At 45.2% G+C, this 11,766-nt stretch carries 23 protein-coding genes; all 23 read right to left on the bottom strand.

Features of this window, described 5'->3' with window-relative positions; translation table 11 throughout:
* Positions 1-10: 10 nt before the first annotated feature.
* Positions 11-1,309, bottom strand: a complete 1,299-nt coding sequence (secY, locus tag AC0MA3_RS24225; protein ID WP_379163815.1) for a preprotein translocase subunit SecY — start codon at positions 1,307-1,309, stop codon at positions 11-13.
* Entirely contained in the window at positions 1,309-1,749 is a 441-nt protein-coding gene (rplO, locus tag AC0MA3_RS24230) for a 50S ribosomal protein L15 (RefSeq protein ID WP_379163818.1), read from the bottom strand. The genes secY and rplO overlap by 1 nt, the downstream gene beginning before the upstream one ends.
* A 40-nt stretch (positions 1,750-1,789) precedes the next feature.
* Positions 1,790-1,975 (bottom strand): 50S ribosomal protein L30, encoded by a 186-nt coding sequence (rpmD, locus tag AC0MA3_RS24235; RefSeq protein ID WP_019908243.1) that lies wholly within the window; start codon positions 1,973-1,975, stop codon positions 1,790-1,792.
* A 14-nt stretch (positions 1,976-1,989) separates the two neighbouring features.
* Positions 1,990-2,487, bottom strand: coding sequence for a 30S ribosomal protein S5 (rpsE, locus tag AC0MA3_RS24240; protein WP_036652980.1), 498 nt, complete (start codon positions 2,485-2,487; stop codon positions 1,990-1,992).
* A gap of 26 nt (positions 2,488-2,513) precedes the next feature.
* Positions 2,514-2,882: a 50S ribosomal protein L18 gene (gene rplR, locus AC0MA3_RS24245; protein WP_379163821.1), complete on the bottom strand. Its 369-nt coding sequence runs from the start codon at positions 2,880-2,882 to the stop codon at positions 2,514-2,516.
* An 84-nt stretch (positions 2,883-2,966) separates the two neighbouring features.
* Complete coding sequence (gene rplF / locus AC0MA3_RS24250) at positions 2,967-3,509, bottom strand: 50S ribosomal protein L6 (protein WP_379163824.1); 543 nt, start codon at positions 3,507-3,509, stop codon at positions 2,967-2,969.
* Positions 3,510-3,539: 30 nt separating this feature from the next.
* On the bottom strand, positions 3,540-3,938 hold the full coding sequence (gene rpsH, locus AC0MA3_RS24255; RefSeq protein ID WP_019908239.1) for a 30S ribosomal protein S8: 399 nt from the start codon (positions 3,936-3,938) through the stop codon (positions 3,540-3,542).
* A gap of 32 nt (positions 3,939-3,970) precedes the next feature.
* Complete coding sequence (locus AC0MA3_RS24260; protein WP_036589425.1) at positions 3,971-4,156, bottom strand: type Z 30S ribosomal protein S14; 186 nt, start codon at positions 4,154-4,156, stop codon at positions 3,971-3,973.
* Positions 4,157-4,204: 48 nt separating this feature from the next.
* Positions 4,205-4,747 (bottom strand): 50S ribosomal protein L5, encoded by a 543-nt coding sequence (rplE, locus tag AC0MA3_RS24265; protein WP_074086530.1) that lies wholly within the window; start codon positions 4,745-4,747, stop codon positions 4,205-4,207.
* A gap of 30 nt (positions 4,748-4,777) precedes the next feature.
* The gene (rplX, locus tag AC0MA3_RS24270; protein ID WP_019908235.1) at positions 4,778-5,131 is read right to left on the bottom strand and encodes a 50S ribosomal protein L24; all 354 of its coding nucleotides are present in this window, start codon (positions 5,129-5,131) and stop codon (positions 4,778-4,780) included.
* Between the two features lie 56 nt (positions 5,132-5,187).
* A complete protein-coding gene (gene rplN / locus AC0MA3_RS24275) occupies positions 5,188-5,556 on the bottom strand; it encodes a 50S ribosomal protein L14 (RefSeq protein ID WP_019908234.1) in 369 nt (122 codons plus the stop codon).
* A 39-nt stretch (positions 5,557-5,595) separates the two neighbouring features.
* Positions 5,596-5,862, bottom strand: a complete 267-nt coding sequence (rpsQ, locus tag AC0MA3_RS24280) for a 30S ribosomal protein S17 (RefSeq protein WP_379163828.1) — start codon at positions 5,860-5,862, stop codon at positions 5,596-5,598.
* A 43-nt stretch (positions 5,863-5,905) separates the two neighbouring features.
* Positions 5,906-6,103, bottom strand: coding sequence for a 50S ribosomal protein L29 (gene rpmC, locus AC0MA3_RS24285; RefSeq protein ID WP_019908232.1), 198 nt, complete (start codon positions 6,101-6,103; stop codon positions 5,906-5,908).
* Complete coding sequence (gene rplP / locus AC0MA3_RS24290) at positions 6,093-6,527, bottom strand: 50S ribosomal protein L16 (protein ID WP_039298647.1); 435 nt, start codon at positions 6,525-6,527, stop codon at positions 6,093-6,095. The genes rpmC and rplP overlap by 11 nt, the downstream gene beginning before the upstream one ends.
* Positions 6,528-6,529: 2 nt before the next feature.
* Positions 6,530-7,195 (bottom strand): 30S ribosomal protein S3, encoded by a 666-nt coding sequence (rpsC, locus tag AC0MA3_RS24295; RefSeq protein WP_019908229.1) that lies wholly within the window; start codon positions 7,193-7,195, stop codon positions 6,530-6,532.
* Positions 7,196-7,209: 14 nt separating this feature from the next.
* Positions 7,210-7,542 carry a 50S ribosomal protein L22 gene (gene rplV, locus AC0MA3_RS24300; protein WP_154970576.1) on the bottom strand — a complete coding sequence of 111 codons (333 nt, stop codon included), beginning with the start codon at positions 7,540-7,542 and terminating at the stop codon, positions 7,210-7,212.
* Between the two features lie 31 nt (positions 7,543-7,573).
* The gene (gene rpsS / locus AC0MA3_RS24305) at positions 7,574-7,852 is read right to left on the bottom strand and encodes a 30S ribosomal protein S19 (protein WP_039298640.1); all 279 of its coding nucleotides are present in this window, start codon (positions 7,850-7,852) and stop codon (positions 7,574-7,576) included.
* 76 nt (positions 7,853-7,928) lie between these two features.
* A complete protein-coding gene (gene rplB / locus AC0MA3_RS24310; RefSeq protein ID WP_474658120.1) occupies positions 7,929-8,759 on the bottom strand; it encodes a 50S ribosomal protein L2 in 831 nt (276 codons plus the stop codon).
* Between the two features lie 27 nt (positions 8,760-8,786).
* The gene (gene rplW / locus AC0MA3_RS24315) at positions 8,787-9,080 is read right to left on the bottom strand and encodes a 50S ribosomal protein L23 (protein ID WP_039298634.1); all 294 of its coding nucleotides are present in this window, start codon (positions 9,078-9,080) and stop codon (positions 8,787-8,789) included.
* Positions 9,080-9,703 carry a 50S ribosomal protein L4 gene (rplD, locus tag AC0MA3_RS24320; protein WP_379163837.1) on the bottom strand — a complete coding sequence of 208 codons (624 nt, stop codon included), beginning with the start codon at positions 9,701-9,703 and terminating at the stop codon, positions 9,080-9,082. The genes rplW and rplD overlap by 1 nt, the downstream gene beginning before the upstream one ends.
* A gap of 25 nt (positions 9,704-9,728) precedes the next feature.
* Positions 9,729-10,352, bottom strand: a complete 624-nt coding sequence (gene rplC, locus AC0MA3_RS24325) for a 50S ribosomal protein L3 (RefSeq protein ID WP_315414043.1) — start codon at positions 10,350-10,352, stop codon at positions 9,729-9,731.
* A gap of 42 nt (positions 10,353-10,394) precedes the next feature.
* Positions 10,395-10,703 (bottom strand): 30S ribosomal protein S10, encoded by a 309-nt coding sequence (gene rpsJ, locus AC0MA3_RS24330; protein WP_017692074.1) that lies wholly within the window; start codon positions 10,701-10,703, stop codon positions 10,395-10,397.
* 297 nt (positions 10,704-11,000) lie between these two features.
* Positions 11,001-11,711 (bottom strand): Crp/Fnr family transcriptional regulator, encoded by a 711-nt coding sequence (locus tag AC0MA3_RS24335; protein WP_474658121.1) that lies wholly within the window; start codon positions 11,709-11,711, stop codon positions 11,001-11,003.
* Positions 11,712-11,766: the final 55 nt, after the last annotated feature.

Genomic DNA, 11,766 nt, shown 5'->3' on the forward strand with positions numbered 1-11,766 from the left:
AACCTATCGACTATTTATTGATGAAGCCTTTGTAATGGCGTTTGATCAATTGGCTCTCGATCTGCTTCATCGTATCCAGTGCTACACCAATTACGATCAGCAGTGAGGTACCACCAATCTTAACCGAACGGGGTAGACCGGACAAGTTACCAAAGAATACCGGAAGGACAGAGATCAGAGCCAGGAAAATCGCACCTGACATAGTCAGACGAGACATTACCCGAGTCAAGTATTTCTCAGTCGCTTTACCTGGACGAATGCCTGGGATATAGCCACCGTTCTTCTTCATATTATCAGCCATTTGCTGCGGATTCATCTGAACAAACGTATAGAAGAACGTAAATCCGATGATCATGATCACGTAAAGGACCATGCCGAGCGGCTTATCATAATAAAGATTTGCAGTTACCCATTTAGCCCATTCATGACTTGCCCAGAAGCTCGATATAACAATTGGAAATTGAAGCAGTGATACGGCGAAGATAACCGGAATTACACCTGCCGCATTGATTTTAAGCGGAATGTGCGTATTCTGTCCACCGTACATTTTGTTACCGACCACTCGTTTAGCATATTGTACAGGGATTTTCCGAATACCTTGTTGTACAAAGATAACCCCAGTAATAATCGCTATAACCACGATCAGAACAATAACGACTTTAAGAATATTCAGGAACACCTGATCCGGCTGAATAAAACTTGATTGCGCCGTAGTGGTAATATATCCCGGGATGGCGGCGACGATGCCCGCAAAAATCAGGATCGAAATCCCGTTTCCTATTCCCTTTTCTGTAATCTGCTCACCTAGCCACATCAGGAATGATGTACCGGCCGTCAATATGATCGCGATAAGCAGGTAATCCGCAAAGGTTGCATTTGGAATCATCTCGGTGCCATATATCCGGTTAAACCCGATTGATGTAGCAAAAGCTTGAATCAAACCGAGCACAACGGTGCCGTAACGGGTAATTTGCGCCAGTTGTTTTTTTCCGTGCTCCCCTTGTTTAGCCCATTCGGCAAACTTAGGAATTACATCCATCGAGAGTAATTGTACAATGATGGATGCAGTAATGTACGGGTAAATACTGATCGCAAAGATTGAGAAGTTTTTGAGCGCTCCGCCCGAGAAGGTGTTTAAAAGACCCATCAAAGCGTCTCCGCTCTGATTTGTTGATTCCAGAACTTCTTTGTTCACACCGGGAACCGGTACAAACGAACCGATGCGGTAAATGATCAGAACGAACAGGGTAAACAGGATCTTTTTGCGCAAATCTTCAACATGCCATATATTCTTAAGCGTCTTGAACATTAGATCACCTCGGTTTTACCGCCGGCAGCTTCGATTTTCTCTACCGCAGATTGAGAGAACTTATTTGCTTGTACAGTCAATTTAACGGCTAGCTCGCCATTACCGAGAATCTTAATGCCGCTTTTGGAATTCTTGACAACACCAGTTTCCATAAGCAACTGTGGAGTCACTTCAGTTCCTTCAGCAAAGCTGTTCAGATCTTCCAGGTTCACAATCGCATACTCTTTACGGGTAGGATTGATGAAACCACGTTTAGGCAGACGACGATAGAGTGGGTTCTGTCCACCCTCGAAGCCTGGACGAACACCACCGCCGGAACGGGAGTTCTGTCCTTTATGACCGCGGCCGGAAGTTTTACCGTTCCCGCTACTAGGACCACGACCAACGCGGTTGCGTTCTTTGCGTGAACCTGGAGCTGGAGCAAGTTCATGTAACTTCATCGTTTGCACCTCCTTATATTTGTTAATTTATGAGAGGCGATTAGCCTTCAATTTCAGTTACGGATAACAAATGGCTCACTTTGTTGATCATTCCGCGAATTGCAGGAGTGTCATTGTGGACCACAGACGAGTTAGTTTTACGCAGACCGAGCGTCTTAACAGTAACACGTTGTGTTTCTGGACGTCCGATTACGCTGCGTACGAGGGTAATTTGCAATTTTGCCATTGACGTTCCCCTCCTTAACCGCGCAATTCTTCGACAGATTTGCCGCGAAGTTTCGCGACCTCTTCAATGCGTTTCAGACGGGAAAGTCCCTCCAAAGTTGCATTGACCATGTTCATGGAATTCGAAGAACCCAAAGATTTTGTCAAGATGTCGCCAACGCCTGCCAATTCCAATACCGCACGAACAGGACCACCAGCAATAACGCCAGTACCTTCCGATGCTGGTTTCAGCAGCACGCGTCCTGCGCCGAAATGTCCAGTAACCAGATGGGGAATCGAAGTTCCTACGATTGGAATGTGAATCAGGTTTTTCTTGGCGTCTTCAATGCCTTTACGGATGGCATCCGGAACTTCGCCGGCTTTACCGATACCAGCACCGACGTAGCCGTTGCCGTCGCCCACAACAACAAGTGCGCTAAAGCTGAAACGGCGTCCGCCTTTTACAACTTTTGCAACACGGTTAATGTGTACAACTCTTTCTGTCAGCTCTAAACTGTTCGGATCTACACGCAAGTCGTTAACCTCCTTTTAGAAATATTCTAGAATTCAAGACCGGCTTCGCGAGCTGCGTTAGCCAAAGCCTGAATCCGTCCATGGTACAAGTATCCTCCGCGGTCAAATACAACCACAGCATATCCTTTTTCTTTGGCACGCTCAGCGATCAATTGACCTACCTTGCTTGCAGCTTCAACGCTGCCGCCATTTCCGATAGTAGCGCTCAGATCTTTATCAAGTGTCGAGGCGGATACGATAGTAACGCCGGTCACATCATCGATCAGTTGAGCATAGATGTGTTTCGATGAACGGAACACATTCAAACGTGGGCGCTCAGTAGTTCCCTGAATTTTCTTACGAACACGCAGGTGTCTTTTGAGACGAGCCTTGTTTTTATCTTCTTTTGTAATCATGACTTCCCTTTCACTCCCTTCAGTTTGCCGTAAACAGCTTCACTTTAAGATGCACGGGGTATCTTACAATTAAGATAGGGCCGATTATTTCTTCTTACCGGCTTTACCTTCCTTGCGGATGATACGCTCGCCTTCATATTTGATACCTTTACCTTTGTATGGTTCAGGTTCGCGTACGGAACGGATTTTGGCTGCATAAGCGCCAACGCGTTCTTTATCGATACCTTTAACGATGATCTTCGTGTTCGCAGGAACTTCGAACTCGATACCCGCTTCTGGTGAAATTTCAACAGGGTGAGAGTAACCAACGTTCAGTACGATTTTATCTCCGGATTTGCTTGCACGATATCCGACCCCAACCAGTTCCAGAGATTTCGAGAAACCTTCAGTCACACCACTTACCATGTTGTTGACAACGGAGCGGGTTGTGCCGTGAAGTGAACGATGCAATTTGTTGTCCGATGGGCGAACAACGGTGATTTCGTTATTTTCAACTGTAATCTTCATGTCTTTATGAAGTTCACGAGTCAAAGTGCCTTTAGGACCTTTTACTGTAATAACGGTGTTGTCCAAAGTGACATCTACACCGCTAGGTACTGCGATTGGTTTGCGACCAATACGAGACATGTGTTGCACCTCCTTATCTTGTGACGTTTATTACCAAATGTAGCAGACAACTTCTCCGCCCGATTTAGATTGACGAGCTTCTTTGTCGGTCATAACTCCCTTAGATGTGGAGATAATCGCGATTCCAAGGCCGCCGAGTACACGAGGCACTTCATTGCTCTTCGTGTAAACGCGAAGGCCTGGTTTACTGATTCTTTTAAGACCGGAGATAACGCGCTCCTGGTTTGGGCCGTATTTCAAGAAGATACGGATAATCCCTTGTTTGCTGTCTTCAACGAATTCAGCGTCACGGATGAAACCTTCACGTTTCAGAATGTCCGCGATTTGTTTTTTCATTGTCGAAGCAGGCATTTCTACTGTCTCGTGACGCACAGTGTTGGCGTTACGAATACGAGTAAGCATATCTGCGATAGGATCAGACATAGTCATGTGTGTAAACCTCCTTCCCGTTTATAAACTTCTTACCAACTTGCTTTTTTCACGCCAGGAATCTGGCCTTTATAAGCTAACTCACGGAAACAAATTCTGCAAATTTTGAACTTTTGCAGTACCGAATGTGGACGACCGCAACGCTCGCAACGTGTATATGCACGTACTTTGAACTTGGGCTCGCGTTGTTGTTTAACTTTCATTGAAGTTTTTGCCACTTAGCCTGACACCTCCTAAACATTTTCGGAGAAATGGATGAACCGTCCTTATTTTGTGAAAGGCATTCCCAGCTGAGTCAGAAGCTCACGGGATTCCTCATCCGTCTTAGCAGTCGTTACAATAACGATGTCCATACCGCGTGCTTTATCTACTTTATCATATTCGATTTCGGGAAAAATCAATTGATCTTTAAGACCAAGTGTATAGTTACCGCGACCGTCAAATGATTTAGTCGAAACCCCACGGAAGTCACGTACGCGTGGAAGAGTTACATTAAGCAATTTATCAAGGAAGTAATACATGCGATCTCCGCGCAGTGTTACTTTAACCCCGATTGGCATGTTTTCGCGCAGTTTGAAACCGGCGATGGATTTCTTTGCTTTGGTGATTACTGGCTTTTGACCAGCGATCAGTTGCATATCGTTAACTGCAGCATCGAGTACTTTGGAGTTTTGAACAGCATCACCCACACCCATGTTGATGACGATCTTCTCGATCTTAGGCACTTGCATAACAGTTGTATAGTTAAACTTCTGCATCAAAGCAGGTGTAATTTCATTAAGAAAACGTTCTTTCATTCTTGCCGCCATGAAGATTAACCTCCTTTCTTTAGGACTGTATTAGTCGATAATCTCTCCGGATCTCTTAGCTACCCGAACCTTCTTACCGTTATCGAGCACTTTGTAACCAATACGGGTAACTTTACCGCTCTTCGGATCAATGTGCATTACGTTGGACACATGAATCGAAGCTTCTTGCTCGATGATTCCACCTTGTGGATTCAACTGGTTCGGCTTCTGGTGTTTTTTCACCATGTTCACGCCTTCTACCAGTACGCGGTTTTCACGAGGATAAGCAGCGATGACACGGCCTTTTTTACCTTTGTCTTTCCCGCTGATCACAAGTACCACATCATCTTTTTTCACGTGCAGTTTATTGTTATGGGATTCCAGAACTTTTTTCACTCTAGGCATTTATTACACCTCCTATGACACTTTTTGGGGCACGATCAAATCTTTTTGGGTAGTAATTAGATTACTTCCGGTGCCAAGGAAACGATCTTCATGTAGTCTTTATCGCGAAGTTCACGAGCAACTGGTCCGAAGATACGTGTTCCGCGTGGGCTTCTGTCGTCTTTTACAACAACAGCTGCATTTTCGTCGAATGCGATGTACGATCCATCTTTACGGCGAACGGAACGTTTAGTACGCACAACCACCGCTTTAACAACATCACCCTTTTTGACAACGCCGCCTGGTGTTGCTTGTTTAACGGAACAAACGATCAAATCACCGATTGCTGCTGTACGGCGTCCAGTACCACCTAGTACGCGGATACACATCAGTTCCTTCGCACCAGAGTTGTCAGCCACATGCAAACGTGTAAATGGTTGAATCATTATTAATTTCCTCCTTCCGATCAAGCTTCATAGGTCATGTTAGATGATAACCGCTGCTTCTACCACTTCAACAAGTCTCCAACGTTTGTCCTTAGACAACGGACGAGTTTCCATGACTTTCACAACATCACCGATTTTTGCAACATTTTCTTCATCATGTGCCTTGAATTTCTTCGTGGACTTGATGCGTTTGTGGTACAAGTTGTGCTTTTTATAGGTTTCAACAGCAATTACGATGGTTTTATCCATTTTGTCGCTGACTACTTTACCGATCAGCACTTTACGTGCATTACGTTCTTCGCTCATAGTTAGCCTCCTTCCTGATTACGGATTAAGAATCCGCCGTCACTTAACTGATCCCAAGTACTCTTTGATGGATAACGGTTTTAGCACGAGCTATTTCCTTGCGCACGTCACGAATCCGAGTCGGGTTATCCAGTTGGCCAGTTGCCAATTGAAAACGGAGATTGAAAAGTTCCTCTTTGAAACCAGCGATCTTCTGTTCAATCTCGGCAGTGGTTAAGTTGCGAAGTTCATTAGCTTTCATTTGCTTCACCACCCAATTCTTCACGTTTCACAAACTTAGTCTTCACAGGCAGCTTGTGAGCGGCAAGACGCATCGCTTCACGAGCGATTTCTTCCGACACGCCTCCGAGTTCGAACATAATCTTGCCCGGTTTAACTACGGCTACCCATTTTTCAACGTTACCTTTACCACTACCCATACGAACCTCGAGAGGCTTCTGAGTAATAGGCTTATCTGGGAAAATCTTGATCCAAACCTGTCCACCACGTTTGATGTAACGAGTCATCGCAATACGAGCAGCTTCGATCTGACGGTTAGTGATCCATGATGGTTCCAATGCTTGCAGGCCATATTCGCCGAAGTTCAGCTCAGTACCGCCTTTTGCCATACCCTTCATGTGACCGCGTTGTTGCTTACGGTGTTTTACGCGTTTTGGTACCAACATGATTAGTTGCCTCCTTCCTGAGCAGCTTGTTTCTTAGCTGGGGGAAGAACTTCTCCACGGTAGATCCATACTTTCACGCCGATGCGGCCGTAAGTTGTATGTGCTTCAGCCGTTCCGTAGTCGATATCGGCACGAAGCGTATGAAGTGGAACTGTTCCTTCGCTATAACCTTCTGAACGGGCAATCTCAGCGCCGCCAAGACGTCCGCCTACTTGAGTTTTAATTCCCTTTGCGCCGGAACGCATAGTTCTTTGAATCGCTTGTTTCAGTGCACGACGGAATGATACGCGACGTTCCAATTGTTGTGCAATGCTTTCAGCAACCAGAATTGCATCCAGTTCAGGGTGTTTAATTTCATTGATGTTGATGTGAACTTTTTTGCCGCCAGCGATAGTTGTAACTGCGCTGCGAAGTACTTCTACTTCTGCTCCGCCTTTACCAATTACCATACCTGGTTTAGCTGTATGAATTGTAACGTTCACTCGGCTAGCCGCTCTTTCAATCTCGATACGGGATACAGAGGAATCCTTCAACTTACCTTTAAGGTATTCCCGGATTTTGACGTCTTCCATTAAAAGAGTACCGAAATCTTTACCTGCATACCATTTAGATTCCCAATCACGAATAATTCCGATTCGGAGTCCGACTGGATTTACCTTTTGACCCACGTGTTATCCCTCCCTTATTTCTCAGATACCACCAAAGTAATGTGGCTGGTACGTTTATTGATCCGGCTTGCGCGGCCCATGGCGCGCGGACGGAAACGTTTCATAGTAGGACCTTGGTTAACGAAAACTTCGCTAACGAACAAACTGTTCACGTCCATTGAGTAGTTGTGCTCAGCATTGGCGATCGCCGAGTTAAGCAATTTCTCAACTACCGGAGAAGCGGATTTTGGAGTGTGTCGAAGAATTGCAATTGCTTCCCCCACTTGCTTGCCGCGAATCAAGTCAATAACCAGTTTCGCTTTGCGAGCGGAAATCCGCACCGATCTAGCATGTGCTTTTGCTTCCATTGTTTTCCCTCCTCTCAAACGAAGACGTTAATTATCTTCTAGTTTTCTTATCGTCACCCGCGTGGCCTTTGTAAGTACGTGTTGGCGCGAACTCGCCCAACTTGTGACCTACCATATCTTCCGTTACGTATACAGGCACGTGTTTGCGGCCGTCATATACACCAAACGTATGTCCGATAAACTGAGGGAAAATGGTTGAGCGACGGGACCAAGTTTTAACTACAACTTTTTTATCAGCCTCGTTCAAATCCTCAACTTTTTTCAGCAGGTAGCCATCAATAAATGGCCCCTTCTTTAAACTGCGACCCATGTGTGAATCCTCCCTTCATCCGGTTCTTCAAACCGCGAATCGACGCTTCGCGTTAAGCTAACTCACCAGAAGCGTCTTATTTTGTGCGGCGGCGAACGATATATTTATCAGATGCCTTGTTTTTCTTGCGCGTTTTGTAGCCGAGGGTTGGTTTGCCCCAAGGAGACATAGGCGATTTCCGTCCGATAGGAGCGCGACCTTCACCACCACCGTGTGGGTGGTCATTCGGGTTCATTACTACACCGCGCACTTCTGGACGTTGGCCAAGCCAGCGACTGCGTCCGGCCTTACCAATTTTGATCAGCTCGTGATCTTCGTTACCTACGGAACCAATCGTTGCACGGCATACGCTGAGGATTCTGCGTACTTCGCCGGAGTTTAAACGAACAGATACGTATTTTTCTTCCTTACCCAGCAACTGAGCTTCTGTACCAGCAGCACGAACCAATTGTCCGCCTTTACCTGGTTTCAACTCGATGTTGTGGATAATTGTACCTACCGGAATGTTCTCCAGGGGAAGGCTGTTACCAACTTTGATGTCAGCCGCAGGGCCGGACTCAACTTTATCCCCAACTTTCAGACCTTTAGGAGCGATAATGTAACGTTTCTCTCCATCTGCATAGTGGATCAAAGCAATGTTGGAAGTACGGTTCGGGTCATACTCGATCGTAGCAACGCTACCTGGTATGCCGTCTTTAGTCCGTTTGAAATCGATGATACGATATTTACGTTTGTGTCCGCCGCCATGGTGACGAACCGTAATTTTACCTTGGTTGTTACGTCCCGCTTTTTTGCTCAGCGGCGCAAGCAACGATTTCTCTGGCTGGTTTGTTGTGATTTCTTCAAACGTAGACACAGACATGTTGCGTCTTGCCGGAGAGGTCGGTTTGTACTTTTTGATTGGCACTATAGTTTCCTCCTTACTTTAAGAGTATTATTCTACCGCTTCAAAGAATTCGAGCGGCTTGCTGTCCGGGCTAAGCTTAACGATGGCTTTCTTCCACTCCGGAGTATAACCGGAATATTTGCCGTAACGTTTCAGTTTGCCAGGTACGCGCATTGTGTTCACACTAACAACTTTAACTTTAAAAATAGCTTCAACAGCTTTTTTGATTTCGGTCTTGTTAGAACGGATATCCACTTCAAAAGCGTATTTCAATTCGCTCATGTATTCGGATGTGCGTTCCGTAATCACCGGACGCTTGATAATATCACGCGGATCTTTCATTACGCGAACACCTCCTCTACCTTCAGAACTGCTTCTTTAGTGATAATCAGTTTGTCGTACGTCAGTACGTCAAGAACATTGATGCCGTCAGCCGCTACGAATTTCACCCCAGGGATGTTACGAGCGGAAAGCGCTACATTGTCATCATAGCTAGGAGCTACGATAAGGGCTTTGCTGCCCACTTTCAGGTTATTCAGAATAGCTGCGAATTCTTTCGTCTTCGGAGCACTCATTGTCAAGCTATCCAATACGATGATGTCATTCTCAAGTACCTTCGAGGACAACGCGGATTTGATGGCCAACCGACGAACCTTCTTAGGCAATTTCCAGGAGTAGCTGCGTGGTGTTGGTCCGAAGACTACGCCGCCGCCTTTCCATTGTGGAGAACGAATGGAGCCTTGACGAGCACGACCTGTACCTTTTTGTTTCCAAGGCTTACGTCCGCCGCCACGCACTTCAGAACGTCCTTTTACTTTGTGTGTACCACGACGAAGGGAAGCTCTTTGCATAAGCGCTGCTTCATGCAGCACATGTACGTTCGGTTCGATACCGAAAACCGATTCACTCAGCTCAACTTCACCAACTTCGTTACCACTAGTATTAAAAAGTGTTACTTTTGGCATTTCATGTCCCTCCTTTCTTCAGAAATTATTTCTTAACGGTTTGTTTAACTTTCACGAAGCTGTTTTTAGGTCCAGGAATCGCACCTTTAACCAGCAATACATTACGTTCTACGTCAACTCGGATGATTTCAAGCTTTTGAACCGTTACAGTCGCGTGACCCATATGTCCTGGCAGGCGTTTGCCCTTAGGAACACGGTTAGCTTGAATGGAACCCATGGAGCCTGGTCTTCTGTGATAACGCGATCCGTGTGCCATTGGTCCGCGGCTTTGTCCCCAGCGTTTGATGTTACCCTGGAAACCTTTACCCTTCGAAGTACCTGTTACGTCAACAAACTCGCCTTCTGCGAAGATGTCAGCCTTAAGCTCTTGTCCAACCTCGAGTGACCCGAGGTCAACACCGCGAATTTCGCGAACGTAGCGCTTAGGTGTTGCATTTGCCTTTTTGGCGTGACCCTGTTCAGGCTTGTTAGAGCGACTTTCCTTCTTATCGGAAAAGCCCAACTGCACTGCTTCATATCCGTCGATATTCAGGTCTTTCTTTTGCAGTACCACACAAGGTCCAGCTTCGATTACCGAAACGGCAATTACATTACCTTCTGGAGTAAACACTTGAGTCATACCGAGTTTTTTTCCTAAGATACCTTTCAATGTTGACACCTCTTTTCTTTTCTCAATTACTTAATGATAGTATTACAATTTGATTTCGATATCTACACCGGACGGTAGATCCAAGCGCATCAAGGCATCCACAGTTTGTGGTGTTGGATTCACAATATCGATCAAACGTTTGTGAGTCCGTTGTTCAAACTGTTCACGGGAATCCTTGTACTTGTGTACCGCACGGAGAATAGTAATGATTTGCTTCTCAGTTGGCAACGGAATCGGCCCGGATACACCAGCACCCGAACGTTTTGCTGTTTCAACGATTTTCTCTGCGGATTGATCAAGAATTCTGTGGTCGTATGCTTTCAAGCGGATACGAATTTTTTGCTTTGCCATTTTAGTCCCTCCTTCTATCGCCCAATTTATTATCGGACATACTCCGTGAAAATTTTCTGACGTCGACCTCATGGCAAAGGGGCCGGGTGTGTCAGTAACCTCTCACATCATCGCAACGTCTCAGAACAACATTTATTATTATATATAATAGACAGCAACATTGCAAGTGAAAACACAAAAACAGTACGATTTTTTTTCATTAATTGCTTCTTTCTATTATATAGGCTAAACATAGATATATATTGCTCACTGACGGTCTAATCTGCCCTGAAACACACTATAAAATACTAAGATCTTCTATACTAATCCCCCTATACGTAAAAGAGAGTCCATATCAAGTATCTCCACTTTTCTATTGTTTAAAGAAATAATATTCACCTTTATTAATTTGTGCAGTTTACGGCTTAAGGTTTCTGCAGTTGTTCCAATCATGGCTGCGATTTCTTTTTTTGCTGAAGGCAATTCTAGGACATATCTATGGACTTTGTCTGGATCCCCGGCAGTGTTTCCTTGTGCAAATTGTACCAGAAGTCTCGCAAGCCGTTTTTCTACCTCATACATATGCATGACTCCTGCCGTCTCTTCTGCCTGCTGTAGCTGTTCACTCATTGACATTAGAAAACTGAAAGCCAAAGAAGAGTTTTGTTCTAGAAGGGGCAGAAAATCTTCACGCCGCATGTGGCATATACTCCCACTTTCAACAATCTCCGCCGTGAAATTATTCTTTTTATGATGCAGCAATGCAAACTGTCCGAAATAGTCTCCTGGAAAAAGATATCTTACTACATGCTGTTTTCCTTCAGCATTACATTGAGTTAGTTTGATCAAACCGCTCTTCACCACAAACAATGCATCTGATTCTTCTCCCTCCCGAAATACCTGATGCCCTTTATTGTAGTGGTAAGTTTCGATAATAGATTGTATTACGGATAATTCAGCATCTGGAATAGTCTTAAATACTGGAACTCCTTTGACACAGGATAGCGAATCACAAGTATCACATTTCATTGTCTACACATCCCATTCCTTTACTCTTCTCACAAGATATCAAAAATACAAAGGG

The organism is Paenibacillus sp. LS-5 (assembly GCF_056121505.1).